Origin of the sequence: Sphingobium sp. DN12 (assembly GCF_051058005.1) — a bacterium.
In the GTDB taxonomy this organism is placed as follows: Bacteria; Pseudomonadota; Alphaproteobacteria; order Sphingomonadales; family Sphingomonadaceae; genus Sphingobium; species Sphingobium yanoikuyae.
Genome location: NZ_CP173717.1, coordinates 235,902 through 262,370, shown reverse-complemented (window position 1 = coordinate 262,370; position 26,469 = coordinate 235,902). Strand labels below are relative to the sequence as shown.

Genomic DNA, 26,469 nt, shown 5'->3' with positions numbered 1-26,469 from the left:
GCCGATGGCCCGTTTCGCCTTCACCGTCGAATTTGACGGCCGTCCGTTCATGGGCTGGCAGCGTCAGGCCCATGGCCCCAGCGTCCAGCAGGCGATCGAGGATGCGATCCATGCCGTCACTGGCGAGCGCGCGATCCTGCACGCCGCCGGCCGCACCGATGCCGGCGTCCATGGCCTTGCCATGCGGGCCCATGCCGATGTCGAAAAGCCGCTGACGCCCTTCCGCCTGATGGAGGCGATCAATGCGAAGCTGCGGCCCCATCCGGTCGCGATCCTCGCCTGTGAGGAAGTCGCGCCGGACTGGCATGCCCGTTTCAGCTGCACCGGCCGCGCTTATGTCTACCGCATCGCCAATCGCCGCGCGCCGCTGACACTGGAATCGGGTCTTGCCTGGCGGGTGATCCAGCCGCTCGACGCCGACGCCATGCATGATGCGGCGCAGATACTGGTGGGTCATCATGACTTCACCACCTTCCGCTCTGTCCATTGCCAGGCGGCCAGTCCGCTGAAGTCACTGGCGATGCTGGACGTGGAACGACAGGGCGATCGCATCGCCATCCGGGCGGAGGCGCGATCCTTCCTCCATCATCAGGTCCGCTCGATGGTCGGCTGTCTCGCGATGGTCGGCATGGGCCGCTGGAGCGCCGATGACCTGCGCGATGCGCTGGAGGCGCGCGATCGGGCCCGGCTGGCGCTCAACGCGCCGCCCGACGGCCTCTATTTCGTGCGCGCCGATTATAGCAGCGCGGTGGTCACCAGCTGATTCTTGCCGGCGCGCTTGGCCGCCAGCATCGCCTCGTCCGCGCGCGCCACGATGCTATCCAGTTCGGTGTCATCGTCGGGGATCAAGGTCACCAGGCCAAAGCTGCCGCTGACACCGCCATGCGCGCCGCCCAGCGTCATCAGTCCGACGCGCAGCGCCTCGCCCAAATCCGTGCCTTCCTCGTCGACCAGCAGCACGAACTCGTCGCCGCCCATCCGCGCCACGACATGGCGAGGGGCGACCATATCCTCGATCAGCCGCGCCACATCGACCAGGCAACGATCGCCGGCGCTATGCCCGCGACTGTCGTTCAATTGCTTGAACCCGTCGAGATCGAGATAGATCAGGCTGACGGCGCGATGCACCTCGGCTGCCTGACGCAACAAGGCCCGCGCCCGCACCACGAAGCCACGGCGGTTGAGCAGGCCGGTCAGCGGATCATGGACCGCATCGAAATGGGCCTGCCGCATCTCCGACAGATCCTCGACCACGGCGACATAGAATTCCGGCGCATCCCGCTCGTCGCGGACCAGCGCCACGGTGAGGTTGATCCAGATCAGCGATGCGTCGGCGCGGATATAGCGCTTCTCCAGCGTATAGCGCTGCAACTCGCCCCGGTGCAGCCGGCCGAGCAGCGCGACATCGGCATCCAGATCATCGGGATGGGTGATCTGCTGGAAACCCAGCCGCATCAGCATCGCGGCGGGATATCCGGTAATCTCCTCGAAACGGGGATTGACGGTCAGGAAGCTGCCGTCGAGCGCGACATGGGCAATGCCGACCGGCGCGTGCTGGAAGGTCGCCTGGAACCGGCGCTCCGCATTGGCCAGATTGGCCTGGATCGTCTGCGCCTCCTGGCTCAGCGCCCGCGCGACATGGGTCAGGCGGTCGATCCGGCAGATCGCATCCGGGGTCATCACGGGATCGCGATCAGGGACAGTGGACTGGGCGGAGGCGATGGGCACGATGGGCGACTATTCTTTCCTGACTGGCACGCTTCCTCCTGCACCCAACAAGGTAAAGACTCTCTTTAGATTACATAATTTACTGGCTACAGAGTGGGTTTGAGAAAGCCGGTTCCGGCCCGCTCCCCCGCCCAACCACCCGACAGGATGACACTGGATCGGGTGGTTGGGCGGGGGAGCGGGCTGGAACCGTACCGAAAAATCGCCCTTTCGCGATTTTTCAAACAGGCTTCCGGATCGTCAGAGCCGGGTACGGAACGGGGTGAAGTCGGTGCCCGCATCATAGATGTCCAGCCCCTCGCGCCGCTTGAGGCCATTGACCACCACATAGGTGACGGGCGTCAGCACCGCTTCCCAGCCGACCTTCATCGCCCAGTTGGTGACCATCACGGTCAGCACCTGCGTCGTGGTCCAGTCGCCATAGAAAGCGAGCGGGTAGAAGAGCAGGCTGTCCACCCCCTGCCCCACCACGGTCGAGCCGATGGTGCGCATCCACAGATGCCGTCCCTGGGTGATGATCTTCATCTTGGCCAGCACGAAGCTGTTGGCCAGTTCCCCTGCCCAGAAGGCCACGAGCGAGGCAAAGACGATCCGCCAGGTGCTGCCGAACACCGCCTCATAGGCTTTCTGGTCGGGCCAGCCCTCGGCCGGCGGCAAGGCCACCACCACCCAGCTCATCAGCGCCATGAACAGCATCGCGGCAAAGCCCGCCCAGACGCAGCGCCGCGCCCGCGCATAGCCATAGACCTCTGTCAGCACGTCGCCGATCACATAGCCGAGCGGAAAGAAGAGGATGCCCGCGCCAAAGGTCACGCCGCCCAGCGACGACAGCTTGGCCGCGCCGATCAGGTTGGACAGCAGCAATATGGCGACGAAGGCCGCCATGAAGAAATCATAATAGCGCAGCGGCCGTGCGCCAAGCACGGTCGCGTCGATTTTCCGGATGCCCGCGTCGCTCATCCTTCGGTGCATATCCCGCCGACACACGATTGCAACGGCTGCGAAAGATTGCGCCGCGGCCCAAGCCCCGCTATCGCTCCCGCGCACGGCCCCGTAGCTCAGTTGGATAGAGCATCCGCCTTCTAAGCGGATGGTCGCAGGTTCGAATCCTGCCGGGGTCGCCAAGATTGTATCGGTTGTCAGCAAGACTGCTCCTTTACTTCATTTTCGTGATCCTCTGAGAGGCAGAAATGGCTAATTTCGGCCACTTCGGTTTAAGAGGGTGTAGCGAAGTATGCGGTTTTCGCCGTCAGCGAGGAATTAGGAACGTCCCATTCAGGACGGCAAATCAAGGCGATTGAGTATCCGTCTGAGCAACGTCCAAGGCCCATCCCGGCGAGGATGTGACGATATTTGCACCCGGGTATCTATCCCCTGCACCCCTAGTCGGAGATTTTCGCACTGGAAGATCCGAGCGGTGTAATCGCTGACGTCGGCCAGCCTACTCTCGTTCTCGATCTTCATCTGAGCGATATCGAAAGCCGCTGCCTCATCGCCACCCGGCCAGATTGTGATCGTGACGACCATCATGGCCTGCGCGCCATCTCTACGGCGCGAACCTAGACTCGAGCTGCAGGTCCAGCCCTTCAGCCAACGCACTTTGAGGATTGCTGGCTACCATCGCCAAGATCGCCCCCATCGCGTCCGACACCATAGAGACCGCCAGCGGGTTGCTCGCGTCGTACCCTCTGCGGACCTCAGCCTGGTCCGCCAACTGTCTTCCATAACGAAGTCTGAGCAATCCTTTCGCCTCGGCGAGATCGCAGGCCATCATCGCATGGTAGACATGGTGGATCTGATCCACCCGCACATCGACGATCGTCGCGGTGTACAGCGTCCGACCATGGCCGGCACTCTCCCGGTCCCTGCCGGTATTCCAGAGCCCTCCGGTCGTCGCCTCCCCCGACATGTAACCGTCGCTACGGAGGATTTGGTCGACCAGATCACTGGGCGTTCCAAGCTCCAAGTCCAGGGCATGAAACATGATGCATCTCATCAACCCTGGCGCGGTCAGGCACGCTTCCAGCGGTCGCGCCCCGCCGAACGGAGGCTGCGAGCTATAGAGCCAAGCCAATGGATCGGACTGCAAGCTGTCACGCTCGAACCGAGCGCCGGTTTCGACGGCCGCGATCACGAGGCGGTCTACCATCTTGTAGGTCAAGTCGAATGAAACATCGTCAGGGCTATCACTGGCCAGCGGATCAGGGCGTCCCAACAGAGCTGAAGTGGTGAAGTAATCCAGCGCTGAGCGCTGGGTCCGTGCAGCTATTCTCTGTTCGTACATCTCGTGCGTCAGCATTGCGAAACCCTTTCTGTCACCATCCTTTTCAAGAGAAGCCTGCGCGAGTCGCACGCTCCATTTATCGACTTGTACATTCATTTCAATGATTCTGGAATTATAGAATTGAATGGCGTTCGATTTCCTGTTTCAACGGACGTCTCAACGGACATCAGCCGGCACATTCTTGATTTGGCTGACGGATCTGTCCGTCACTAACCGTTTGACCGGTTGGGATGGATCGCTGATAGTCTGGCCCATGGACTCATCAGCAATGGTCGAGGCCCTGGCTGCGCTAGGGCAACCGACTCGCCATGATATCTACCGCCTACTCGCCCGGGCGCCTGAAGGCCTGCCGGCGGGAGAAATTGCGCGCCACCTCAATGTCCCTGCAAACACGCTATCTTCCCACCTGGGAATTCTATCGCGTGCCCACCTGGTCTCCTCGCGCCGTGCGGGAAAACAGGTGATCTATCGGGCTGATACAGCCGCAGCGTCGTCCATCAGCACATACCTCAATGGTCTGGCCTCAGTGACGCCCTGAATTTTCTGAATACGCTCAGCTTCGCTCCTCGAAACTCAGGAGTGAAGAAAAATGGAAGATCGCATTGCCCACTACATGGTGACCTTCACGCCTCAGCAGTGGCCGGAAGCTTACCGGCGCGCTCTAGAAGTCGAAGAGCTCCCAAGGAAGGGCAGTCGGCGAATGGCAGCAGCTGTTACCGCTGCCGCCACTCGGCTGGGGTATAAGGAGCGCAACTTCTTCAAGATCATTCGGGCGTACAAGGACTCGCTCCAGCTGAACGATCAGGTTCTGTCCAACTACCCCCGTCAGCTTCCTGCTGAAACGAGAGCAGCTCTCGAAGAAGCCATCGCGCACGCCGGCCCGGGCGCTCGGCCAGGGGCGATCCAGTCTGCCGCCGAAGCCTTATGCGAGAAGCGTAAAATAAGTCCACCAAGCAAACGGGCAGTCCGCACGAGACTCAATCTGCCCATGGAAGTGACCGATATCGCGTCCTACACCGGCATGAATACCGACTACGCCATCGATATGTCGCCACTCGATGTGGCGGTCGATGGCCCTAATGACATCCCCTATCACGCTGTGCTCACGGCTTTCATAGATGTCAGCCGTGGCACTGCTCTCGCTCATGTCGTCACCGCAGATCGGCCAACTGCCGACGACATCCTCCAGTTGGTCACCGAGGCCGCTGAGAAGACGAGTTCCGCATCACCCGCACGCGCATCTTTGGCGATGTACCGGAACGCTCCTGTCGATGACCCGCGCACGAAAGCCCAGTTACGCTCAATCGGCATCGCCAAGTCAGACGTTCAGGTGGATTCTCGTCGGCCAGGATTGGCCCTCACTGCTATGTTCGGCACCAAGCTCGGCCGCGTGCCTCTCAATCCGCGCCGCAATCCTTCAATCCCATTCGCAATTCGCGAAACTCTGCCTCTGCCTGTCGTGCGTCCAGCCGTTGCTCTGCTTCTGGAGCGCTATCACGCTGGCCTGCAGATCAATCGCGAGGCCGAGCCCGCCGTATCAGCCGCGGCAGCGGTCCATGCGATTACCAAAGGGCCAGCCAAAGCGACGCCAACTGACGTCGCCTATGCCCAATCTCTGTCCCCGAGCAGGTAGCACGTTATCGGCAAGGTGGGATTAATGGGGCACGCTGACTAATAGGATCCCAACCGTCAGTCCCATTTGCGCCTGATTGATCTTCGAATATCCACCTTGCGTTAACTTTTGCGCGTCACATGCAAGCACATGTTCTTGCAGTATAAATTTCCGATCGAGCCAACCCGGGCGCAACATGCGCGCCTGGCGTCGATCCTGCAGCTGCAGCGAAATTTATACAACGACGCGCTCCAAAATCGGCGTGCAGCCTTTCAGCGCGGCGTCCATCTCACATACGAAGACGATACCAAGTCTCTCCCTGCGTATAGAATGGCCAACCGCCAGCATACTGCCCTGCCCTGGGGCATTAACAACTGGACCTTGCGCTGCGTCGATACCGCAATGACGAGGTATCGCGATCGCCTGACGGCCAACCCCAACGCCGGGTTCCCGCGCTTCCGCTCCGAAGAGCGTTGGCGCAGTTTTGGCGTCCACGGCGTACGAGGATGTGTTATTGCCGATGGCTACCTAACGGTCGATGGCATCGTCGGGAAATTGCGCATGCGCATGCATCGCCCTTTGCCGGCTGACGCTCGCCTCGCCAGACTCACCTTCACCCGCAGAGCCCGCCAATGGCATGTTGCCATCCTGATTGATTGCAAAGTCGGCGATCAAGAGCATAAGAAACCCGGTAGCGCATGCGGCCTCGATCTCGGCATAGAGCAACTAGCATCGCTGTCAGATGGCTCTCTCTTCGACGACACACCCCGTAAGACCACTCAGAGTTCCGCGTTGCGTCGGGCCTACCGGGCACTGGCAAGATGCCAGAAAGACTCCCGCCGAAGTAAAAAGCTGCGCGAACGCCAAGACCGCGCCAGTCAACGGGTGATAAACCTCCGTTCCACGCGGCTGCATCAGATCTCGGCGGCGATCACTAATCGATTTGAAACGATCGTGGTCGAAGATCTCGCGCTCAAACAATTTCCCCGACCAACACGCACACGACGCCCATCAGACGGCGTTGGCGCAATCGCGATACGAGAAAACGGTCAGGTGTTGCACGAGCCAAGACCAAAGCGCCTTCTTGAGATGATCCGCTACAAAGCTGAAAAAGCTGGTGGCAAAGTCGTCGTTGTCGATCCGAGACACATTACGCAAACGTGCAATGCATGCGGATCACCAACCTCTGAAAGTAACGATGCTGACCGGCACATCTGTGCGTGCGGCGCCGATGTCCCACGAGGCACCAACAACGCAATCAACATCCTTGCGCGCGGTCTCTCCGCGCATGCGGCCGCTTTGGGTCGCAGGGTGGGCAAGGTTTTGCCCAACGCCAGCGTCTAGCTGCGCGTCCACCCGGAAATGCAGCGCGTTTGCATAGCAACTGCCTGTCCAAAGCCAGTTTGGTTTTTTCAAACCCGCTTTAGCCATACATATTCGCACTGGAACCCTGATGATCACCTTACGCCCCTCCCGCGACTTCGGCAGCTTCCGTTTGGATCATTTCCAAAGCCTTCAGCATTTCGGGCCTGAGAGCTGCGGCGGACATCCGATGCAGTGGGGCGATATGATCATGTGGAACCACGAGACGATCTCTCCCCGCGCTGCCCTGCCGCAAACTCCGCATGCCGATACCGAGATACTGACCTACGTCACCAGTGGGTTCCTCTATCACGAAGATAACCTGGGCAATGTCGGGATGCTCCAGGCAGGCAATTGTCAGATCATGTCAGCTGGAACTGGTGTCTTTATCAGGCGCGGCAATCCAGACGAAGCTGAACCAGTCGAATTCGTCCAGATCTGGCTGATGCCCAACCATCAGGCTGGCGAGCCATTTTCCGTCACGAATGGGTTCGCTGATGATGGTGAGCCGGGGCAGTTCGTTACATTGGCCAGCGGGTTCGACAATGAAGGCAATTCACTGCCAATGCGAGCCAATGCCCGCCTCTCGCGCATTGTGCTGACCGACAGTGGCACTGCGGATTACCGATTTGAAGCAGGCAATTTCGGCTATGTCGTGCCGCTCACCGGCGCTGTTCAGGTCGGTGATGTTGTCGCCAACCGCAACGACGGAATTCTCATCAACGATGTTGAAGTCATAACCATAGTCGGCGTCGGAGACGCGGAAGTGCTCCTCATAGAGCTTTCTGAAGCCTGAGGGCTGATCGCTTTAAGAAAACCTCACAGGGTGGATGACCAAGCCAAATGAATCAGATCGCTCGGGTTGTGAACGTATTTTCCACCCCATACGAAGCATGGAGTTACCGCCAGTCCACCGATGAAGAAGCGCTATCCCTTTGCCAAAAGGGTTATTCGTTAGCCGAATCCTTCACCACGAAAGACAAGCTGCTTGAGGAAGTCTCGAACCATGTCCAGGCCGCGGCGCGCATGCTTCGTGAGGGTGCAGATAACGCGCTCGAGCGTCACATAGACAAAGCGCTGTCAGCAAGCTCTGAATATCGCGATCTCCGCAACCTGATGCCGTCAAACGTGCCTCAAGCCCTAAGTGCTTATCAGGCTGAGTTCTCAGAGGCCGACTTATCTGCGGCGGATAGCGCGATCAAAGCTATCGGGGTGACGATGCCAAATGGACAATTCTTGTTCCACGGTGGCTTATGGCCGCTCGGCGTACAAACTTTCACGACAACCCGCCCATTCTCCACATCCTTCTGCCCGCAAGTGGCACGCAAGAATGCAGAGTGGAAAAGCAAAGCTTATGACGCTGGCCGGATGGACCTGATGGTCGTCCACGTCATCCAGCCACAAACCAAAGCCTACGCTTACAGTAGGGATGGAGACCACGGCAACGAGAAGGAAGTCGTTTTCGCCACCGGCGCACAGCTGACCTTAACCCGCGAAACCCACATTGCTGACGTGACAGCCTATAAGGTTGGGCCTTGCTATGAAACGTTGAAACGCACTGTTCCGGCGTATCTGGTGGAAATCGACATCTCATAACATCGCAACGATCGTGTTGCTTGGTTCCGACTAGAACTCCGGCCGCATCACCACATCGCGGAAAAGGGCAGTTATCGCACTCGCACGCTCTTCACGCATACGCTGAGACTTCTCGACCGTCGGCTCCGCCTGCTGCCACTGGCTTTCGTTCCAGCGCATCGCCTCCACGAGCAGCGCCCGCTCGAGAACCTCTTGCTCAATCCCCTCGCTGATCGAGTTGCTGAGAGGAGCCCCCTCCTCCGTAAATCGCGGTTTGAACTGATACGGCCCCAGCGTGTCGCCCAGGTAGCGGACCAGCTGCGTGCCGTGACGCCACTTCCCGCCTGCATGGATGTCGAACGACACTCGGCGGTTGAAGACCCGAAAGCGCTTCTGTAACTGCTTGCTCTGCCGCGCTCCTCCTGGAGGCGCGATAAAGTCGATCGACTCCACTCGATCAAAATGCACCTGCGTATGTTGCACCAGATGGCGCATGAGGTCGTGGTCCATATTGCGGGTAGCGCGCATGAGCCCGTCTTCCGGAATTAGCGGATCGCCCACCCCCAATCCAAGGATCATCCTTGAGCCCGTATCAAGAATGAACGTCGCCGTAGCCAATTCCACCCGGCCGTTGATCTGAACCATCACATCGACTGCGGTCTGGTCCACCAGGATCTGAAGACCAGCAGCCCCAGCCGCCGGCTCTGCGACACCTTCCCGGCGGAGTACCTTTATGCGTCGCTGGATCGAGGATGCGGACGGAGGCGCCTCGCCCGCGTCCGCGCAGGATTCAAATATCCAGCGTATGATCGACGCGGGCGAAGCCGCGGGCTCATGCTGCAGTTTCCAGCGCAGCGCACGCTCGGCAACGGGTGCGAAGCCTTTCTGTGCTGGTGCCGCGACAGCCTTCACCCGGAAGCTCGGTGACAGACCTCGTGTTGGGCCCAGATCCTTCAGCTTCTTCAGCAGTCGGTAAAAATTGCGCTGCTCCATATCGAGCGCGCTGCACGCGTCGCCCACGGGCATGGGGTCATCGTCGCGAAGATAGAGGTCCATCGTCCTCAGTCTGGCGATCACCGCCTCCCGCTTAGAATCATCCAGAGACAGGAACAGGGCGTACTCTGATTCGCCAGAAAAGCCTGAAGCGGCATGCCGTTTGACCAACTCCTCGTCAGTTTCGAGGGCCGACCGGTCCGAACCAACGTCGCGCGTGCCGTTTTTCTTACTGTTCATCCATGACTTATTAGAACAGTAAGGCACGCATCGTCAAGTGAGTTGGTCACGATACTGTGCAGTTGAAACCACATTCCTGTTGCCATCACGGTCATTTTAGCGTTCCTAAATGCACAGTATCGTGACCAACATGGAGACAGTGCGATGACGACTAAACCGCGAAGTGCAGATCAAAACAACCTCGTTTCAATCGTTTATACAGAGTATCTGATCGAGATCATTCGACATTTTGAACGACAGCAGCGCGTTAAGACGTGGAGTCGTTCTCGCTCCAAATGGCCCAACAGCAACCGTCGCGGTTGGACGTTCTGGCATGACTGACGCATATGAAGAACTGGCTGAGATCGACGTTCGCGCCGCTATCAACCTCATGCTGCGCAACCCGTCATACGAACCTTCCGCTGGCCGGTTGCGCGCCGAAACCTTGCTGAGGAAGCACAACAGCCTGGTCAACACCATGGCTCGCATTGTGGTCGCCAACGACAATGGATCGCTCCGAACAGTCTCTGGCGGAACGCACCATGCGAGTGGCTGGTACCCTTCCGTGAAGGTCGGCCGCACACAGCATTATGAGAGCCTGCATCAGCTTGCACTGATCGAGCGGTGCGAGACGGACCCCAATGTCGTCCACTACCAATCAGAGGCTCGCCGCTTCGAATTCATCCTGAGGAAGAAGGAGCGGTACACAAGCGACGTCGACATATTGGACGCCGATGGCCGCCTGGCGGTTGTCGAGGTCAAAGGCGACGATGCAGACCTCCGAGATCCGGAATATCGGCTGAAGCTTGCCGGCGTCGCAGAGATTTGCCGCCGGGTAGGCCACGAATTCCGTATCACCTTCGGTTCCGAAATTTTCGAGAATAGCCGCCACCGCTTCAACGTACGCCTCGCCAGCTCGATGCGCCGCACGGCCATCTCATCGTCGCAGAAGCGGCTCGTCGAAAGCCTCCGCAGCAAAGGCGATGACATGCAGTTGGGCGAATTCGCTGAGCTGATGGCGCCCGGAAATTTTGTCCAAGGGCGGGCAATCACTTTCGCCATGCTGGTGAGGCGCATCGTGTCGATCGATCTCACGCAGCCTTTCATCGATGAGATGCCTGTCAGCTTCATCTGATCATAGATCAAATACCCCAGGAAGGATTCAACCATGACCTAGAGTGAAATCATAACTACCTGACGAACCCGCAGGCACCCATCACAACAGAAGCAATGCCATTCGCAGCGTAGAAATATCTACTGCTGATGGATTTTGCGCGCCCTCAGAATGCCCAAATCTCGGGAGAGATACGTGAATTACTTCCCCTATAAGCTCAAACGCAATCAGCTATACAGTATCGAAGGTCAACCCTGTGTTTTTACATCACACGGATATGGCACCCGCCTGAACTTCGAACATGCTGCCACAGGCAAGCCCGTCGAATATCTCGATGACGCCGGCGTCGTCCGTCCAATGGACCAGGAGCGCTTTCGAGAGCTGCTTCAGAACGGTCAATTCTTCCAGATGGCAGACCGTGGGCAGTCGCCGGCCAAGAACAAGATCGCTGAATCACATCTCACGCCCGCCGAATGTGAGGAGCTCGATCCCGAAAGCGCACTTCGGCTGGCAACGTTACGGCTGCTCGACCGGAACGGCGTAATGACCGGCGTGAAGGCAATCTCTGCAGGATTTGCCGAGCACTGGACCCCCGAGTTGCACGCCAAATATGGCGAGGCACCCAATCCGCACACCGTGAAACGCTGGATGCGGGAGCGCGGTAAAGTCGGCGACCGCGATGCTCGTGAGGCCACAAGCGCCCAGGGGCACCATTGCTATGATGAAGATGGCATCCGCATGGAAATCCGCCAGCGCCTGGCTTTGACCTACTATGTGTCGAAGAAGAGCGTCACCGATATCAATGTGCTGACCAACGCCGAGATTAGCCGCGTCAACGATGGCACTTCGCTCGAATACGAGATGCCTACAGAGCCGCTCCTCCCGGTGAGCATGAGCACCACATATCGCGATATCAAAAAGCTGGAGTGCGAACAGACGGTTGCGGCCCGCCACGGCAAGCAGGCGGCCTACTCTCGGTGGCGTGGCGCAGGGAAAGGCCATGAGGCGGAGCGTCCTCTGGAATTCGGGCTTATGGATCACACACCCATACCCGCTCTCCTCGTCATCGACGTGGAACGCGCCATCATCCTGGGCCGCCCCACTTTCTCCGCACTTGTTGATGGGTTCAGCAGGGTCGTGCTCTCGCACATGCTGTCCTTCAATGCTCCATCATACGCCACCGTGTCGGAGTTGCTTCGCCGGTCTGTTCTGCCCAAGATCGTACCGCCGATCATCAAGAACAAGCACCCTGAAGCCCAGGACGTCTGCGGCCTGTGCAGCACATATCATGTGGATGGCGGCATGGAATTCCGCAGCCACGACATGGAGAGCATGAGCAAGGCGACCGGTGCAACGGTCCGCATCAGTGGTCGTAAAAAGCCGCGCGAACGAGCCCTTGTTGAGCGCATCTTCCTCACCATCCACAATTACGTGTCATCGAAGGTGGCCGGCGCCCATCTGCCGATCGCCCTCTCCCGCGAGTATGATTACGACCCCGCCGTGGATGCCGTGTTGACGCTCGACGAGCTCGAGACGCTCATCATGTTCGCCATCGCGGTCTATCACACGACCCCGCATGGCGGCCTGAACGAGAAACAGCCTCTGCTCTGTTGGAAACAGGGCACCGCCCAGTACGGGATCGTTCTACCGCGTGACCCTCGCATCTTCGAGAAGGCCCTCCTCCCCAAGATCAATTCGCACCGGCTGACCCACGCTGGCATCGAGTGGAATGGCCTGCGCTTCGGCGATTTCAAAGCCGTGCCTGACCTGCTCGCCGATCTTGTCCCTTTGGAAGGCAAGCGTCAGCGCCTGAAGAATGCCACTGCAACGGTGTCGTTCCGCTATGACCCATACGATCTGCGCAAGATTTGGGTGATCAACCGCAAAACCAATCAGGACGTCGAGTTGTACTGCCAAACGGCCGGCTATAGCGATGAGCCGATCAGCCTGTGGATGCACGAACAGATCCGTGAGAAGGCCAAAGCGGAAGCCGCCGACTTCAACTCACGGGAATGGCGTGACGCCTGCCGCGCCGAGCTTCTCGACGCCATCGACCAGCTGACGCCCGAAGCCAAGGAGCGTGAACGCAAGCTTCTGGCCAAGCTGTACGAAAACAAGCGCATCCGCAGCATCACCGGTGAACTCGCCAGCCTGCAGCGCGAGCGCCCCGAGCCGGTCGATATCCCGATCATCTATGCAGACGTGATCGAGCACGAGATGCACGATGCCGACACCCTGTCTCGTCGCCCCGCTCCACAGAAAGCTGCCCCTACCGCATCTAAACGGCGGAGCAACCGGCAGAAGGCGAAAGCTGCCAATGCCCGAGAGGCGACGCCAGAGGACATGCCAGAGCGCGACCGGCGTGCTCCTGCGCCGCCACCCACCCCGGACGCATCGACCACCGACCCCGAACCACGCCGTGAACGCAAAAAGCGCTCGAACGACAGCAGCTATTTCTAACCCCTACCCGAAAGGCAACTCATGACTACCACCACTCCAAACCCGCCCGTTGTACGGCCGAATGAAGCCGCTGCCCGCTCTCAACGCGTGGCAGATGCCCGCAGCGCATTCCGCCAGATCAAGATTGTTCATCCTCGCCAAGAGGCCATCATTGCTGGGTTGGATGAGGTCCGGCGCTCTGGCATCGCCACCCGTGGCGAGCGGCAATATGGCATCACCCTCCTGGCTGAAAGCGGTTCCGGCAAAACGACAGCAGCCGAACATTTCCGGGACGGCATCGAACGCCTGGGCGAACTTCCCGAAGGCAGCCGGCCCGTCCTGATCGTCAAGCTCATGAGCACTGGCACCGCCAGGTCGCTATTCTCTTCCATCCTGCAGGCCCTGGACGACCCCTTTTATGACCGCGGCACCGAACCCAACCTGCACAAGCGCGCCGTGCAAGCCATCAAACGGGATAACGTGCAGTTGCTCGTCATCGATGAAATCCAACATCTGTCGCGCCGGTCATCGGCCGCAACCCATGTCACGGATAGCCTGAAGACGTTCCTTGATTCTGGCCTTGTTCCTATCGCCTTTTTCGGCACCCACGACGCGGACAAGCTGTTCCAGTCCAGCCACGAGTTGAACGGCCGGCTCTTCCCTCCCCTCACGCTTCCTCCCCTTGATTGGTGGGCGGATGACGATCGGGATCTGTTCCTGGACTTCATCGAAGACCTCGATACCGCCATGGTCGACAAGAAGATCATGAAGGTTGCCAGCGGCCTAGTCGAAGAAGACATCGCCCGCCCCCTTTGCCTCGCAAGCAGCGGGATCATCGGCCGCACGTGCCGCATCGTAGAAACGGCGGCCATAAACGTCGTGCGTGATGGTCGACATGCCATTACCCGCAACGATCTCGCCCTGGCGGTGAACAGCTGGGCAATTGCCCATAGCTTCATCGACTATAACCCGTTCGTGGAGATCGAAGCTTGAGCCAAGTGAAATACCCGCTCGCGCCGATCGCTGGCGAAAGTCTCATGGGCCTTGTCGCCCGTGTGACTGCCGAGAACGGGTATCCACGGACGGGAACGCTGTTGTCCGAGGCTGGCTGGGTTTACGACAACAAGCCGACGGCGGCCACAACCAACGCCGAACAGCTACCGGCGCTGGCTGACATTCTGGTGGTGCCGTACCTCCAATTACTGCACCATGCCCACGGTCCAGAAGAAGGCAGCGCGATCATACATTGGTTTGGTGGACGCGCGTGGCAGAGCGAACTGAGAACCACCATCCGCCGATATGCACCGGCCAGCCTTGCCCTATCGGCTCATCATCGTGCGATTTGGCAGTTAGCCTCCGTCCCATTCTGCCCGGAAACCTTTCAGGTCTTGCGCAGTGAGTGTCACGAATGCGGCGCCACCCAGCGATGGCGCTACGCCAACGGCATTGCCACCTGCGACCAAGATGTCTGCAGCGCGGATCTCCGAGAGGGACAAGCCGAGTTCATCCCTCACGAAATGCGCGGCAATTTGGGCATCTATGCTGGCCTCTTCAGCCATGATCCCGATGTACGTGCCGCTTCGCGATCACAGCTTCCTGACCCGATTTCGAGCTTGGAGCCGCACGACATTGCCGACTTGGCCGTGAAGCTCTCCCCCTGGCTAAACGTCCAACTGCGCGGAAAATGGCTGACCAATCCTGACCTTACCATGGCGGTCATCAGCGCGCTTCACGACGCTGTAACGCTGCTGCGCCAATGGCCCATCGTTCCAGCCGATCTACTTCCAACTCCAGGCGAAGGGGGCAACTGGTCGAACAAGCTGGGGCACGCCGTCAAGCAAGCCCGGATCGGCCGCTCCTCGCCCCGCGTCAAAGCCCTATTCGCGATGTTTCTACATGGCCTCCAGCAAGAGCAAGCCGATCTCAGTCAGAGCCCCGATCTGACCAACCTCCCGTCGGCCGACGAGGGGAATGAAATAATTGGACTGATCTCCGCCAAATCAGCCGTGCGTGTGCTGCGCGAGACGGATACCATCATCGCAAAGCTGCGAGCCGCCGGCGTCTTCAAGCTAACCGACGTGCGAGTTCATGGCGTGGTTAGACCGTTCCATGATCCCGAAGAAATCGAGAAACTGGCACGTACCAAGCCCGACCGTCTGCCTTTGACCGCCGTGTCGCAGTCAACTCAGTTGCCCCGCTATGCCATAGCGCAGTTGATGCAATCTGGATTGCTCGCCCCGCTGACCCACCCGTACTGGGAGGCGCGATATGGCGTCCGCAATACCACCACGCAGGCCTGGGCGGCATTCGAGGCAAAGATCCAAGCCAAAGCCGATCCCGCTATGATTGACGGCGTTCCGCTGCAAATCGCAGCACGAGCTATTGGCGGTCGCGCCAAGCCCTGGGCCGGCATCTTCGCCTGGCTTCTGGGGCCGGATGGTCGATTTGGTCTGGCCCCCGAGGCGACGGACCTGTCCCACCAGATACTAATCCCGGCCGAACTCATCGACACTTTGCGGATGTTGGAAAACCCGTTGCCCGGTGCCCATGTCGAGGATGAGCTATCAGGCGCCGATGCCAGCGAGATACTCAACCTGGCCACCAATCGGTTTCTCAAATTCGTCGCCACCGGCCGCATACGTCGCCACGGTAAAGCATATCTCGCGTTGGATGTTCTTCAGACCGCCGCAGAGATCATAGGATCGGTCGAGATCGGCTACAGGATGGGATTGCCTCCCCAGTCAGCACAAAAATGGGCGCGGAAGGTCGGTTTGCCGACGATACATGATGCTGGCTACTGCCGCATGAGCTTCGCCAAGATCATGAAACAAGGCGCTTGGTCAGCCTAGACGACGCCCGCGTCGCGTGAGCGCTCCTCGATCCGGGCCAACATAGCACGCTTGCGCGCTGTTCGACGCGATCCGCTATTGCGCATGGCATCGGTACGCTCTGGGGTATCGATGATACCCAAGGCAGCCTTGCGCTCTCGGATTCCCGTTAAAAGGTCAGAGAGGGTGATGATCATGCCGCTCCATCCCTTCCGTGGATCCAGGTTCATTTTAGAAATGTGCAGCCCGCCAGCGACATTCCTGCTTCGGTGCCAATAATATCCCATGCAAGATGAATACGCGAGCAAGCGTCGGAGCAACTCCGAACGCCGCTCGATCGCCTTCAGGACATCGCTGTTCACGCCCCGTTAGGCCGGGCTTTTTATTATGCGCGGTTCTAGCGAATAAGAAGAAATCATGAGACCGACGATCTTACTGACCGCCTTGGCCCTCTCCCTGTCCGCCTGTGGGCCGGTCCACCCCAGATGGAAGAATGAAAGCTCCCACGACATCCGTGTGACCTATTTCAAAGGCACATCGCACTATGGGGTGCTCATCAAACAGGGTCGGGAAAACGTCCCTGTTGCGCCATTCGATTTCCAATCGGTCGAACGGATCGAAATCGAAGATAGCGGCCAGACACAGCGGCTGACCAAAGCCGCCGTGTCACAGATGCACGCTGAGTGCGGCCATGGCTATTCCTGCCGCATTCGATACGGAGACGATCATCAGTTAAAGGTCGCGCCTGGCTAACAGCTTCAGCTTGCCACCCATCGCACTGACGACATCAGCCGAGAAGTTGGTCAGTCGTCGGTGCGAATCATTCGTCAGGCTCTTTGCGCGCAGCTTGGACAGGCGCTGTGGCAAGTCCGCCGCAACCTTACGCGCCTCGCCCGGGCGCAGATTGCGCCAACGACGCACTTCCTCACGAGAACGACCACAACCACGGCACCAGCCGGACGAGGCGTCAAAACCACAAAGGTCAATGCAAGGCGAGCGCACAGATCATTCCATTGAATTTGATTGCATACCCTACCCACCTACCCTATAACGCATCGTCCTACCAGCAGCAATTTGCTGCGTGACACTGAGGCTACCGAGGGAAAAATGGCCCACATCAATGAAAACCGAGACGCGTTACTCGGGCGAATCAAGCGCATCGCGGGCCAGGTTGGCGCAGTAGAACGCGCGCTTGGCGGCAACGCGAATTGCACCGAAGTCCTCCATCTGGTCGCAGCCGTTCGCGGAGCCGTGAATGGGCTTCTCGATGAGATCATCGTCGAACATCTGGAGGCCCATGTCGCGCGCGACGGTCTGTCGCCCGAAGAACGCCAGCAAGGCGCAGAGGACCTCGTCACGATCATCCGGAGGTACAGCAAGTGAGCACCAAGACCGCCGTGCTGGCCGACACCGGCCACCTGACGCACGAACATATGTTCCTGGCCGCCAGCCATGACGACAATGCCCGCCGGACACTCTGGGTCGTGGTGCTCACCGCCCTCATGATGGTGGCAGAGATTGTCGCTGGTTACACTACTGGATCGATGGCCCTACTGGCTGACGGCTTCCATATGGCCACCCATGCCGGAGCGCTTGGTGTTGCGGCCGCGGCTTATGCCTATGCGAAACGCCATGCTCATAACGGCGACTTCAGCTTCGGCACCGGGAAGATCGGCGATCTCGCTGGATTCGCATCGGCCCTCGTCCTGGGCATCATAGCCCTCGCTATCGGCGTCGAGTCCGTCATGCGGCTGTTTGAGCCTATCAACGTCGCCTTCGCGGAGGCCACATGGATCGCAATCCTCGGGCTGCTCGTGAACATAGCCTCGGCCTTTTTGCTCTCCGGCGGCCACGGTCACGACCATGGGCATCACCATGGTCACAGCCATGGTGGCGACAACAATCTGCGTTCTGCCTACATGCATGTTCTGGCTGATGCCCTGACATCGGTGCTGGCAATCGCAGCTCTGTTGGCCGGCCGCTATCTGGGCTGGGTGTGGATGGATCCAATCATGGGCATCGTCGGCGCCATCGTGATTGCGCGCTGGTCATGGTCGCTGATGCGCGACACGGCCGCCATTCTCCTGGACCGCACAGATCGCCACGTAGCCGATGAAGTCCGCGAGTTGGTCGAAACGGCAGGCGATGCCCGGATCACGGACCTGCACGTGTGGAAGGTAGGCCCTGAAGCACACTCCGCGATCGTTGGCGTCTCTGCCCAACCGGGCGTAGATGCGACGGAAATCCGCAGACGCCTTGTGCCCGTTCATGAGCTTCAGCACCTCACCGTCGAAGTCGCGACAGTGGCATAACCGACAGGAATATCGTGATTTATCCCACATTTTCTTGAATCGCGAAAATGTGGGATAAATTTCGCGGTCGCATGAACGGTTCACTCACGCTGTTCCAAATAGCTTGGTTCGGCAGGAGAGGAAGAGATAAAAACAATGTAGGAACTTTGTGCGCGCTCCACGGCGACAAAGGAAATTCATCCATTGGACGCCTCGCCACAATAGATCTGTCCATGGTTCAAAATGCTGAAACATCCCTTCGCTCTTGTGAAATCAACCGGCAAGGTCGTTCACATCGATGACGCTTCTAAAACCCAAGCGCCATTTATCTGCGCCGGCTGCCAATCCGAAATGCGCCACGTTGCAGAAACCGTCCCACATACCCGTAAGGGTAGCGACAAAATCATAACGCGGCGCGGTCACTTTGCACATGTTTCGCATGACGAATGCACATCCGGCCTCGAAACAAGCCTTCACCTCTGGTCGAAGATGGTAATCGAAGAGGCCCGAACTGTCGGGCTTCCTCCGCACCATGTCGAATATCGAGACTTAGCCCGCGATTTCGAGACCGACTGGAAATACCATGCCGTGACGCTGGAAGAATGGCAGGACGGCATCAGGCCTGACGTCGTACTCTATCATCCCGATGGTCGCCTAAATGTCGAAATCAAGGTCTACCACGCGGTCGACGAAGTCAAGGCAGAGCTTCTCCGCCAGCGCGTCCAGTCATGTATCGAGATCGACGTCGTCGAATATGATTTCGAGACAATGTCGGGGCACGACCTGCGGCAGGCGATCCTGTTCGATGCGCCCCGCATCTGGATTGCACATCAGCTGGAAAATGAACGCATCGCGCTTCTCAAATCCGAACATGATGAAATGATTAGCGCCAAAGGTCTTCAGTTACGCAACCTACTGAATGATATTCCTCATTTCATTACTAAAAAAGAGCGCAAAAAGCACGAGGCCGAAGTCCTTGAGCTTGGCACCAGACCATTCATTGGTCGAGAAATTCCAGGGACGCATTGGTTCTGCGCGCCAACAGACAATTGGCAACATATAGTCCTGCGCGATTATCTCGATTCTAAGCCGGATCTGGATGGTGATATATCGTATGATCGCCCTCCGAATGTGTATCGTAAGTTTACCCACAAAATGGGCTTTCTTTTATCAGAGAGGGTTTTTGAAACCCAAGAAACTGGCCCTGTTACTCGCTGGCCATTCGAGAATACAACCCTCACCGATCCACGTCAGATCGATCGAGATGTTCTTGACGCTGCCGGCACAAATGCGGTTGAATATGGATCGCCGGATCAAACCGTCGCAACTTACATGCGGATGCTGTGCGACGAGCCCGACAGGCAAGGGGTGCACCCAATTGCTAGGCGGATCATTGCCCATGGATCCAAGCCCAACACCTTTGTCGTCAATCCCGAACGCAAAGCCTATACGAAGCGTCGCGAAGCCCTTCAGCTAAAATTTGAGGCCGCAGGGCGGCGGCGCGGTCTCTATGACGACGATTTTCGTGAGTGGTACATCATACCTCTCTCATCTAACGGCACAACACCGCGTCATATCTGCATGGAAGGAGGAGTCCCCTATGCGCGGCTCCTCGCAGACATAGATGCTATCGAGAACATGATTTCCGGCGGATGGCCCGTCCAACGCCTACTAGGTATCGAAGAGTCGTGGCTCAGAAGGAAACGAGCTCAGCAATACAATAAGCCCGACGCGGAAGGCGGCGGCCCACAGCCCTTCCGCCAAAACACACATCGTCGTTGTGCATCTTACGCTCTGATGCGTCAGCGGGTGTCTTGTTACCAAATTCTCATTGCCATGGCATCCCGCTTGTTTGAATCAAAGGATGACAGCGCGGTTTTTGTATCTACGCCAAACCCCGAACTTGGCAATGTGAGGCCCATCGATTTCGCTACCGATATCCCATCGCTCCAGCGATGCATCGACCTGATGCCTAGAGACCCCAAGCTCACCAGCCTCAAAGGAACAACCTACAAAAGGATCTGGTAGCTGACATACGGCATCTGAAATAATTGACCTGTCACGCTGCTCTTTGATCGAACACAGAGAAAAGGCCAGGCTCCCGAGACACCTTGATCTCGTCATCCCAAGCGAACGTCTTCACCGACCGTCGCAACGCCCCATCCTTGCCAGTGATAATCACATCCTGCGCCTTGCGTAGTTCGGCCAGCGCTGCATCCACGATCTCACCGATTACCGGCGCCTCGTTGCAATGGGATGCGAACAGTTCTTTCTTGGTCAGCGGCCCCTTCCCGGCAACAGCCCGTGCGTGAAGCATCCTGGCGAGTTGGTCGACAACGGCGTTCTCCGACCTCGTTCGCGCGTTGTCGTTGAAGCCGAAGTCCAGCATATCCTTCCGCACATCCTCGCTTGGATTAAAGCCAAGCGAGTTAAAGCCCGCCCGACCGAAATGCTCGAACGTGTTTTCCATTCCCCAGTGGATCTTGCCCATTTCTTCTCGAGCCGAATGGTGCTTCGACAGGTGCAGGAGCCAGTAATCCCGATTAGATCCACCTTCGGGGTGGATGAAAAACGGCGTGTAATAATCGGCACCAGTGTTCCGCTGGATATGCTCGTAGAGCGTGTTTTGGATGAAGCGCTTCCAACCCCGCATCTGCTTCATTTGCAGCATGTCCTGGACATCACTACGACCGAGATCAACCGCCGCTAAGCCTGCGGTGTCGATCATCCTGTCGTTCAGCAGATTTACCAGATGGTCTACCATGAAGGTCAGCACCACTTCCGGGTTCTGAAGGGCTGCCATGATCTTGCGGATTGTAGCGAATGTGACTGAACTCCATCCGTATTGATCCAGGAAGAACAAGGATCGATGCGCCCGCCCTCTTGCCTGGATGCGTGCGATCACATCCCCAGCTACCTCTTCAAACTTCGACGTGAGGATATGGATGTCCCGCCCGATCCGAGAGCCGTGGCCCTCGCTTTCCAGAAGATCCCGTAGAAAATCGATATGGTTACGATTCGCATCGACGAAGACAAAGTCGACATTGATCGCAATGCCACGTGTCCGTGCCGCTGCAACCTCAGCCCGAACCCGGTCCACTGCAGCCAACATTCGAAGTGGAGACCCATCAACCTGACCGCCATCAAGCGTATAGCGACCGCCACCGCAGAACCCATCAACGATAGTGAGGTTGAGAGCACGGGTGCGATGACTCTTCGTCAATGTACGAATGTACGCCCCAACATAGGCATCGAATATCTCATGCTTTGCCGCACTGTGGCGACCGAGTTCGGGCAGACTACCGCCCACGATCCAATCGTAACCCAGATTACCTGCCATGGACTGATGCCTCGCTGGCGCCCTGCCGCCATAGACAAGTTATGAGTAATACTTACAGCAACTGTCTATCCCCTTCTCATTCATTTTGCTCATATTTTCCAGTTTTGGCACCGAAACTCGTTGCCCCACGATTCGCGATATGCCAAGATTCATGGTACGTTCTAGGGGCGCGTTACTATGGCCGACGGCAGTGCAATCGAGTGGACAGATGCGACGTGGAATCCGGTGACGGGTTGTACGAAGATTACTGCCGGCTGCGACAATTGCTATGCCGCCCGCTTCTCTGAACGGTGGCGCGGCATCCCAGGTCATCCTTTCGAACATGGCTTCGACCTCACCCTTCGGCCTGAACGGCTAGCGCAACCGCTCGCTTGGAAGCGGTCCCGGATGATCTTCGTCAATTCGATGAGCGACCTATTCCACAAGGAGGTGCCCCGCACCTTCATCGATCAGGTCTTCGATACGATGGAAAAGGCGGATTGGCACGTCTTCCAAGTGTTGACGAAACGTAGTTCGCTGATGCGCAGCTATCTCAAGCGGCGCTACCGTGATGCCACACCACCGGCTCACATTTGGCTCGGTGTGTCGGTCGAAGACAGCAAATCCAGCGCTCGTATTACGCATCTGCGAGATGCACCTGCTGGCGTCCGCTTCCTTTCCGTAGAACCGCTGATCGGTTCAGTCGGAAAAGTTGATCTCACGGGCATTCACTGGGTTATTGCGGGCGGCGAAAGTGGACCGGGCGCGCGGCCGATGGCAATCGAATGGGCGCGTGAAATTCGCGACCTATGCGCCGAACAAGGCGTCGCGTTCTTCTTCAAACAATGGGGCGGCATCCGGCCAAAGACCGGCGGCCGTGATCTCGACGGGCGCGAATGGAACGAGCTGCCGGTTCCCGTAGCCTCGCGCGCCGCTTAACAACGGGCATATCCCCACCAGACAAGATCAACGGTGCCGCTGAGGCCTAACCGAGACAAATCCGACATGGCCGATGTGAAAAGAGCTGAACATACCTTTGGTGGCGGGTGGACCGAGATCAAGCTCAATGCTGTTTCCGATTACCTCAACTTTTACACGCGAGCGCTGCAAGCGAGTCCGTCGCCGACCAATCCCTTCGAAACGTGGTACATTGATGCATTCGCCGGGACAGGTGACCGCACCATCGAAAGCAAGTCGGCCGGGCTTTTTAGCCAAGAGCCAGGAGTCATGGAACGCGTCCGCCTGGAGGGCTCTGCACGTCGTGCGATAGCCATTGATCCGCCCTTCCGGCACTTCGTATTCATCGAGAAGGATCCGCAGCGCTTCGCCGCCCTTGAGCGGGTGAAATCCGACTTCCCGAACCGCGACATCCGATGCGTCCCTGGGGATGCCAACGACGAACTGCGCAAGGTTTTCTCCAATGGCCCTTGGACGCAGCCGGGCCGGAGCGGACTTCAGCGCGCCGTCGTATTCCTCGACCCCTACGGCATGTCTGTTCGATGGGACACGCTAAGATACCTCGCCAACACTCAGCGTGCCGACGTATGGTATCTCTTTCCGCTTCACGCTGCTCTTCGGCAGTTGAGCCACGACCATGCGGCTCTCGACGCTGGAAAAAGGGCATCGCTGAATGAGGTTTTCGGCACCCCCGATTGGGAGCAGCACTTCTACAAGTACACCCCCAAGCCTTCGGACCTCTTCGACTTTGCGGCCACATCAACGCCCAACCGAAGTGCCGACCCTGACAAGGTAGAAAAATTCGCGGCCGAACGCCTACGGACCATCTTCAGTTTCGTGTCCGAGCCGATCCCGATCTTGACCCGACATAAGCTGCGCCAGTTCTCATTGTTCCTGCTCAGCGGAAACCCCAACGAACGGGCAGTGTCGCTGATCAAGAGGGGCGTCGCTGCTCAGATTAAAAAGTTTGGTGGACGAACCTTGCCTTCGTCCCGGTGACGACAAGCACCATCCCGCATCAGTCCAGCTAGCGTTTCGATGTCGTCTGCCTAAGGGCACTGAGTGAAGTCCGGCCAACTCAAGATCGAAACTTGGACAGAAATATCAAAATATGATGTTGAAATGGAATAATAATGACAAATGAGATTGCTACCTGGCGCGAGATCAGCGAAGCGTCACGCGCTCTCGCAAAGCGTTTCGATCGGGACAAATTCCTGAAAACAGTCTTCAAAGGCTGCATCAAAGTAGGGAAGAGCAAGAGCAACCCAATCCGTGGAAACTTCGTAGCAGCCGGCCTGCGCGAAGCGATCGGTCATATCATCCACAAACTGTCACCTGACGAAGATGTCCGCGCATGCGTCTGGTTCGTGCAAGCACCAGACACCGATACAGTGACGAGGAGGCAACGGGCGAATTACATCATCAAGGCCGGCCTTTCAGACCAATTCGTAAAGGACATACTGAAGTTCGAGGTGAAGCCCCATGCCGACGAATTGATTGAAATGGTGAATGCGCTAAACCGCTCTACACATGTCCGCCCAAACACCATCCTAGCCGACGGTTCAAAAATCAGGCGGATTTTCAGCGAAGTTCTCGACGGAATCAACGCCCTACTGGATGCGGCTGAAGAGAGCCGGGACTTTATCGAAGAGGCAGTCGCAGGAGCGATGCAGACCGCCGTGTTCGAGAAGATGATTGGGGAAGCAATCCAGGAGCTCGATGAGCTGTCTACCCACACCGCAATTGACCATCACTGGGTCGACGAAATCGTGGTCACCGACATGGATGCCAACACGATCTACTACGAGGTGACCGGATCCGTTGTGGTCGAACTGCAATATGGCTCAGGATCTGATGTTGCGAACGATATCGGCTCCCGCGACACTGACGAATATCCTTATGAGGCAGAAATCGAACTTCCCATCAGCGACCCGCTGACGGTGACCGCGTCAGACGTGCGAGTAAAAGTCGACACAAGCAGCTTCTACAAATGACGCTCAGCATCAAAGGGCGACTATCACCGCCATGATATCCGCGCACTCCCGACGGACATAACCAGCCAAACTCTGATTATGTCCGTCGGGAAGGCCTGCGCTTTTAGAGCCAGCGAACCCGGCCGGTCGACAGTTCGTACACGGCGCCCACGACCTTCAACTCGCCACGCTCCTGCGGTTCGATCAGCATCGGCTCTGAGAACTTCTGCAGGCGTTCGACCATACGCCGGACGTTTTCCTCGACCGCGGTATCGACCAGCTTGTCTTCGCCGACATTGCGCTGAGCTGCCAAGACGGCCGGTACGATCGGCTCGATCATACGAGCAATGCTACCCGGAAACCGTGTATCCTTCGTCACGACGTCGGCTGCAGCCGCAACGGCGCCGCACTTCTCATGCCCCAACACGACGATGAGCGGCACCTTCAGCACGGCCACCGAATATTCGATGGACCCCATGCCGGCGGTGTCCACGTTGTTACCGGCAGTCCGGACAATGAACAGTTCGCCGAGGCCGGCGCCAAACAGCTGTTCTGGGCCAACGCGAGAGTCCGAACAGCCCACCAGCGTCGCGAACGGCTGCTGACCTTCTGCGAGCGCCAGTCGCCGCTCGCGTGACAAGTCGGCCGGCACCGGCGCATCGGCCACGAATGCCTCATTGCCGTCGACCAGACGCTGCAGGGCCTCGTCCGGGGTCGGTTGCGTGCTGATTACGCTTGCTGTTGCCACTTCATACTCCTTTAAATGAATGGGCGCGCAAGGCAGATAGGAACCGCCTGTCGCCGGCGCCCAACTCGATCGTAACGATTGATTTCCGCCCCTTTACGGCCTGTTGAAGGGTGTAACGGCTACGTCCGGCCTTTGATCCCCTACTCTACCACTGCGTTCCCGCCACAGGAGGAAGTGGCCCAGGCCCCTTCCGCCCTAGGGACTCCAGAAGATCGATCTCGATCGTCCGACACATCGTCGATAGCGGCACGTCATGGACGGTGTTGGCAAACGGGTCCGTCAGATCCTGCCCGATCCGCAACGCAGCCAGGAAGATCATCCCGATCAGGGTCGATCCGATCGGTGTGTAGAGATCCAACGTCTCCACCAACGAGATCGGCAACAGCACGCAGAACAGCCGCGTGAAGAAGTTCGGCATGAACTCAAAGCCATTGGGCAGCGGCGTATTCTTGATGCGCTCCATGCCCCCTTGGGCATTGGCGATATCGATCATCACTCGTTCGAACAGGGACTGCTGGATGGTGTCGATCTTCCCGTCAGTCCGCGCTCCAGACACGATCCGAGACATGTCCTCGAGCAACGCATTGGGGCGGTTCGTACGCTCGGCAGCCACTTCGGCGGCCTCCTTGCCCGCCAGCCGCTTAATATCCTCTGTCGGATCCTGCCCCCGCAGCCGGCACCGCATCGCGTGCGCGAAAGAGATCTGCCGCAGCACAATAGCTTCCGCTTCCGGGCCAGCCGGCAATACATTGCGACACAAACGGGCCATGCTGCGCGAGGCGTTGATCAAAGCGCCCCATAAGGTGCGCGCCTCCCACCAGCGGGCGTAAGCGGCGTTCGTCCTGAAGCCGAGAAACAAAGCTATGGCCGTGCCGAACAGCGCGACTGGCAGCGCAGGCTCCTTGATTGGCATGAACCGGTGGAAGATGGTGACTGCCACATCCCAGGCAAACAGGATGGTCAGTGGCTTCCAGATTTCGAGTATGATCTGCTGCAGGCGGGGACGCGCTCCGACGATCATCGCGGT

At 58.3% G+C, this 26,469-nt stretch carries 26 protein-coding genes and 1 tRNA gene; 18 read left to right on the top strand and 9 right to left on the bottom strand.

The genetic code is table 11. From position 1 onward, the window contains the following. The first annotated feature begins 4 nt into the window (after positions 1-4). Positions 5-763, top strand: coding sequence for a tRNA pseudouridine(38-40) synthase TruA (gene truA / locus ACI6S0_RS01280; protein WP_434404662.1), 759 nt, complete (start codon positions 5-7; stop codon positions 761-763). Here the strand turns inward: truA and ACI6S0_RS01275 are convergent. Further along, complete coding sequence (locus ACI6S0_RS01275) at positions 736-1,728, bottom strand: GGDEF domain-containing protein (protein ID WP_434404661.1); 993 nt, start codon at positions 1,726-1,728, stop codon at positions 736-738. The two genes, truA and ACI6S0_RS01275, sit on opposite strands and share 28 nt — an antisense overlap. A 240-nt stretch (positions 1,729-1,968) precedes the next feature. Further along, on the bottom strand, positions 1,969-2,688 hold the full coding sequence (locus ACI6S0_RS01270; protein ID WP_434404660.1) for a queuosine precursor transporter: 720 nt from the start codon (positions 2,686-2,688) through the stop codon (positions 1,969-1,971). An 87-nt stretch (positions 2,689-2,775) separates the two neighbouring features. Between ACI6S0_RS01270 and ACI6S0_RS01265 the strand changes: the two genes are divergently transcribed. Further along, positions 2,776-2,852 (top strand) — tRNA-Arg (locus ACI6S0_RS01265). Positions 2,853-3,274: 422 nt separating this feature from the next. On the opposite strand, the gene ACI6S0_RS01260 is transcribed toward ACI6S0_RS01265, so the two are convergent. Beyond that, complete coding sequence (locus tag ACI6S0_RS01260) at positions 3,275-4,108, bottom strand: hypothetical protein (protein ID WP_037517897.1); 834 nt, start codon at positions 4,106-4,108, stop codon at positions 3,275-3,277. 28 nt (positions 4,109-4,136) lie between these two features. Here ACI6S0_RS01260 and ACI6S0_RS01255 point away from each other — a divergent pair, with 28 nt between their 5' ends. From ACI6S0_RS01255 to ACI6S0_RS01235, 5 genes are all read left to right on the top strand, one after another. Beyond that, positions 4,137-4,550, top strand: coding sequence for an ArsR/SmtB family transcription factor (locus tag ACI6S0_RS01255; RefSeq protein WP_252364921.1), 414 nt, complete (start codon positions 4,137-4,139; stop codon positions 4,548-4,550). 51 nt (positions 4,551-4,601) lie between these two features. Beyond that, positions 4,602-5,645, top strand: a complete 1,044-nt coding sequence (locus tag ACI6S0_RS01250; RefSeq protein WP_010335961.1) for a hypothetical protein — start codon at positions 4,602-4,604, stop codon at positions 5,643-5,645. 135 nt (positions 5,646-5,780) lie between these two features. Next, on the top strand, positions 5,781-6,968 hold the full coding sequence (locus tag ACI6S0_RS01245) for an RNA-guided endonuclease InsQ/TnpB family protein (RefSeq protein WP_434404659.1): 1,188 nt from the start codon (positions 5,781-5,783) through the stop codon (positions 6,966-6,968). Positions 6,969-7,077: 109 nt separating this feature from the next. Then, positions 7,078-7,782: a pirin family protein gene (locus ACI6S0_RS01240; protein WP_010335959.1), complete on the top strand. Its 705-nt coding sequence runs from the start codon at positions 7,078-7,080 to the stop codon at positions 7,780-7,782. A 47-nt stretch (positions 7,783-7,829) separates the two neighbouring features. Beyond that, on the top strand, positions 7,830-8,582 hold the full coding sequence (locus ACI6S0_RS01235; protein WP_063977167.1) for a hypothetical protein: 753 nt from the start codon (positions 7,830-7,832) through the stop codon (positions 8,580-8,582). Between the two features lie 30 nt (positions 8,583-8,612). On the opposite strand, the gene ACI6S0_RS01230 is transcribed toward ACI6S0_RS01235, so the two are convergent. Then, positions 8,613-9,794 (bottom strand): hypothetical protein, encoded by a 1,182-nt coding sequence (locus ACI6S0_RS01230; protein WP_099233370.1) that lies wholly within the window; start codon positions 9,792-9,794, stop codon positions 8,613-8,615. 313 nt (positions 9,795-10,107) lie between these two features. On the opposite strand from ACI6S0_RS01230, the gene ACI6S0_RS01225 reads away from it, so the two are divergent. The 4 genes from ACI6S0_RS01225 (at position 10,108) to ACI6S0_RS01210 (ending at position 16,175) form a co-directional block, all read left to right on the top strand. Beyond that, on the top strand, positions 10,108-10,908 hold the full coding sequence (locus tag ACI6S0_RS01225) for a hypothetical protein (protein ID WP_010338245.1): 801 nt from the start codon (positions 10,108-10,110) through the stop codon (positions 10,906-10,908). A gap of 174 nt (positions 10,909-11,082) precedes the next feature. Beyond that, positions 11,083-13,347 (top strand): Mu transposase C-terminal domain-containing protein, encoded by a 2,265-nt coding sequence (locus tag ACI6S0_RS01220; RefSeq protein WP_010338244.1) that lies wholly within the window; start codon positions 11,083-11,085, stop codon positions 13,345-13,347. Between the two features lie 21 nt (positions 13,348-13,368). After that, positions 13,369-14,319: an ATP-binding protein gene (locus ACI6S0_RS01215; protein WP_029547813.1), complete on the top strand. Its 951-nt coding sequence runs from the start codon at positions 13,369-13,371 to the stop codon at positions 14,317-14,319. A gap of 5 nt (positions 14,320-14,324) precedes the next feature. After that, entirely contained in the window at positions 14,325-16,175 is a 1,851-nt protein-coding gene (locus ACI6S0_RS01210; protein WP_249258716.1) for a TniQ family protein, read from the top strand. Here the strand turns inward: ACI6S0_RS01210 and ACI6S0_RS01205 are convergent. Beyond that, the gene (locus tag ACI6S0_RS01205; protein ID WP_037525480.1) at positions 16,172-16,351 is read right to left on the bottom strand and encodes a hypothetical protein; all 180 of its coding nucleotides are present in this window, start codon (positions 16,349-16,351) and stop codon (positions 16,172-16,174) included. The genes ACI6S0_RS01210 and ACI6S0_RS01205 overlap by 4 nt on opposite strands. Positions 16,352-16,571: 220 nt before the next feature. Here ACI6S0_RS01205 and ACI6S0_RS01200 point away from each other — a divergent pair, with 220 nt between their 5' ends. Beyond that, complete coding sequence (locus tag ACI6S0_RS01200; RefSeq protein ID WP_029547811.1) at positions 16,572-16,907, top strand: hypothetical protein; 336 nt, start codon at positions 16,572-16,574, stop codon at positions 16,905-16,907. Here ACI6S0_RS01200 and ACI6S0_RS01195 read toward each other — a convergent pair. After that, the gene (locus tag ACI6S0_RS01195) at positions 16,887-17,156 is read right to left on the bottom strand and encodes a DUF1289 domain-containing protein (RefSeq protein ID WP_080572840.1); all 270 of its coding nucleotides are present in this window, start codon (positions 17,154-17,156) and stop codon (positions 16,887-16,889) included. The two genes, ACI6S0_RS01200 and ACI6S0_RS01195, sit on opposite strands and share 21 nt — an antisense overlap. Positions 17,157-17,261: 105 nt before the next feature. On the opposite strand from ACI6S0_RS01195, the gene ACI6S0_RS01190 reads away from it, so the two are divergent. The 3 genes from ACI6S0_RS01190 (at position 17,262) to ACI6S0_RS01180 (ending at position 20,473) form a co-directional block, all read left to right on the top strand. Then, positions 17,262-17,537 (top strand): metal/formaldehyde-sensitive transcriptional repressor, encoded by a 276-nt coding sequence (locus tag ACI6S0_RS01190; RefSeq protein ID WP_004210808.1) that lies wholly within the window; start codon positions 17,262-17,264, stop codon positions 17,535-17,537. A gap of 50 nt (positions 17,538-17,587) precedes the next feature. Continuing rightward, the gene (gene dmeF / locus ACI6S0_RS01185) at positions 17,588-18,466 is read left to right on the top strand and encodes a CDF family Co(II)/Ni(II) efflux transporter DmeF (RefSeq protein ID WP_051125431.1); all 879 of its coding nucleotides are present in this window, start codon (positions 17,588-17,590) and stop codon (positions 18,464-18,466) included. A 222-nt stretch (positions 18,467-18,688) separates the two neighbouring features. Continuing rightward, a complete protein-coding gene (locus tag ACI6S0_RS01180; protein ID WP_120249344.1) occupies positions 18,689-20,473 on the top strand; it encodes an MbcA/ParS/Xre antitoxin family protein in 1,785 nt (594 codons plus the stop codon). A gap of 31 nt (positions 20,474-20,504) precedes the next feature. Here ACI6S0_RS01180 and ACI6S0_RS01175 read toward each other — a convergent pair whose 3' ends face one another. Continuing rightward, positions 20,505-21,785, bottom strand: coding sequence for a three-Cys-motif partner protein TcmP (locus ACI6S0_RS01175; protein WP_010338237.1), 1,281 nt, complete (start codon positions 21,783-21,785; stop codon positions 20,505-20,507). Between the two features lie 177 nt (positions 21,786-21,962). Between ACI6S0_RS01175 and ACI6S0_RS01170 the strand changes: the two genes are divergently transcribed. From ACI6S0_RS01170 to ACI6S0_RS01160, 3 genes are all read left to right on the top strand, one after another. Continuing rightward, positions 21,963-22,703 (top strand): DUF5131 family protein, encoded by a 741-nt coding sequence (locus ACI6S0_RS01170; RefSeq protein WP_017503063.1) that lies wholly within the window; start codon positions 21,963-21,965, stop codon positions 22,701-22,703. Between the two features lie 66 nt (positions 22,704-22,769). Then, entirely contained in the window at positions 22,770-23,720 is a 951-nt protein-coding gene (gene tcmP, locus ACI6S0_RS01165; RefSeq protein WP_010338235.1) for a three-Cys-motif partner protein TcmP, read from the top strand. Positions 23,721-23,854: 134 nt separating this feature from the next. Beyond that, complete coding sequence (locus tag ACI6S0_RS01160) at positions 23,855-24,715, top strand: hypothetical protein (protein ID WP_010338234.1); 861 nt, start codon at positions 23,855-23,857, stop codon at positions 24,713-24,715. 103 nt (positions 24,716-24,818) lie between these two features. Here the strand turns inward: ACI6S0_RS01160 and ACI6S0_RS01155 are convergent, their stop codons facing one another. Both ACI6S0_RS01155 and ACI6S0_RS01150 read right to left on the bottom strand, forming a co-directional pair. Next, on the bottom strand, positions 24,819-25,442 hold the full coding sequence (locus tag ACI6S0_RS01155) for a carbonic anhydrase (RefSeq protein WP_004210803.1): 624 nt from the start codon (positions 25,440-25,442) through the stop codon (positions 24,819-24,821). 145 nt (positions 25,443-25,587) lie between these two features. Next, positions 25,588-26,463, bottom strand: coding sequence for a bestrophin family protein (locus ACI6S0_RS01150; protein ID WP_010338233.1), 876 nt, complete (start codon positions 26,461-26,463; stop codon positions 25,588-25,590). Positions 26,464-26,469: the final 6 nt, after the last annotated feature.

Coding starts and splice junctions, on each gene's coding strand:
- truA (WP_434404662.1), top strand. CDS start 5: ATGGCCCGTTTCGCCTTCACCGTCGAATTTGACGGCCGTCCGTTCATG.
- ACI6S0_RS01270 (WP_434404660.1), bottom strand. CDS start 2,688: ATGAGCGACGCGGGCATCCGGAAAATCGACGCGACCGTGCTTGGCGCA.
- ACI6S0_RS01260 (WP_037517897.1), bottom strand. CDS start 4,108: ATGAATGTACAAGTCGATAAATGGAGCGTGCGACTCGCGCAGGCTTCT.
- ACI6S0_RS01255 (WP_252364921.1), top strand. CDS start 4,137: ATGGCGTTCGATTTCCTGTTTCAACGGACGTCTCAACGGACATCAGCC.
- ACI6S0_RS01250 (WP_010335961.1), top strand. CDS start 4,602: ATGGAAGATCGCATTGCCCACTACATGGTGACCTTCACGCCTCAGCAG.
- ACI6S0_RS01240 (WP_010335959.1), top strand. CDS start 7,078: ATGATCACCTTACGCCCCTCCCGCGACTTCGGCAGCTTCCGTTTGGAT.
- ACI6S0_RS01235 (WP_063977167.1), top strand. CDS start 7,830: ATGAATCAGATCGCTCGGGTTGTGAACGTATTTTCCACCCCATACGAA.
- ACI6S0_RS01230 (WP_099233370.1), bottom strand. CDS start 9,794: ATGAACAGTAAGAAAAACGGCACGCGCGACGTTGGTTCGGACCGGTCG.
- ACI6S0_RS01225 (WP_010338245.1), top strand. CDS start 10,108: ATGACTGACGCATATGAAGAACTGGCTGAGATCGACGTTCGCGCCGCT.
- ACI6S0_RS01215 (WP_029547813.1), top strand. CDS start 13,369: ATGACTACCACCACTCCAAACCCGCCCGTTGTACGGCCGAATGAAGCC.
- ACI6S0_RS01205 (WP_037525480.1), bottom strand. CDS start 16,351: ATGATCATCACCCTCTCTGACCTTTTAACGGGAATCCGAGAGCGCAAG.
- ACI6S0_RS01200 (WP_029547811.1), top strand. CDS start 16,572: ATGAGACCGACGATCTTACTGACCGCCTTGGCCCTCTCCCTGTCCGCC.
- ACI6S0_RS01190 (WP_004210808.1), top strand. CDS start 17,262: ATGGCCCACATCAATGAAAACCGAGACGCGTTACTCGGGCGAATCAAG.
- dmeF (WP_051125431.1), top strand. CDS start 17,588: ATGTTCCTGGCCGCCAGCCATGACGACAATGCCCGCCGGACACTCTGG.
- ACI6S0_RS01180 (WP_120249344.1), top strand. CDS start 18,689: ATGCTGAAACATCCCTTCGCTCTTGTGAAATCAACCGGCAAGGTCGTT.
- ACI6S0_RS01175 (WP_010338237.1), bottom strand. CDS start 21,785: ATGGCAGGTAATCTGGGTTACGATTGGATCGTGGGCGGTAGTCTGCCC.
- ACI6S0_RS01170 (WP_017503063.1), top strand. CDS start 21,963: ATGGCCGACGGCAGTGCAATCGAGTGGACAGATGCGACGTGGAATCCG.
- tcmP (WP_010338235.1), top strand. CDS start 22,770: ATGGCCGATGTGAAAAGAGCTGAACATACCTTTGGTGGCGGGTGGACC.
- ACI6S0_RS01160 (WP_010338234.1), top strand. CDS start 23,855: ATGACAAATGAGATTGCTACCTGGCGCGAGATCAGCGAAGCGTCACGC.
- ACI6S0_RS01150 (WP_010338233.1), bottom strand. CDS start 26,463: ATGATCGTCGGAGCGCGTCCCCGCCTGCAGCAGATCATACTCGAAATC.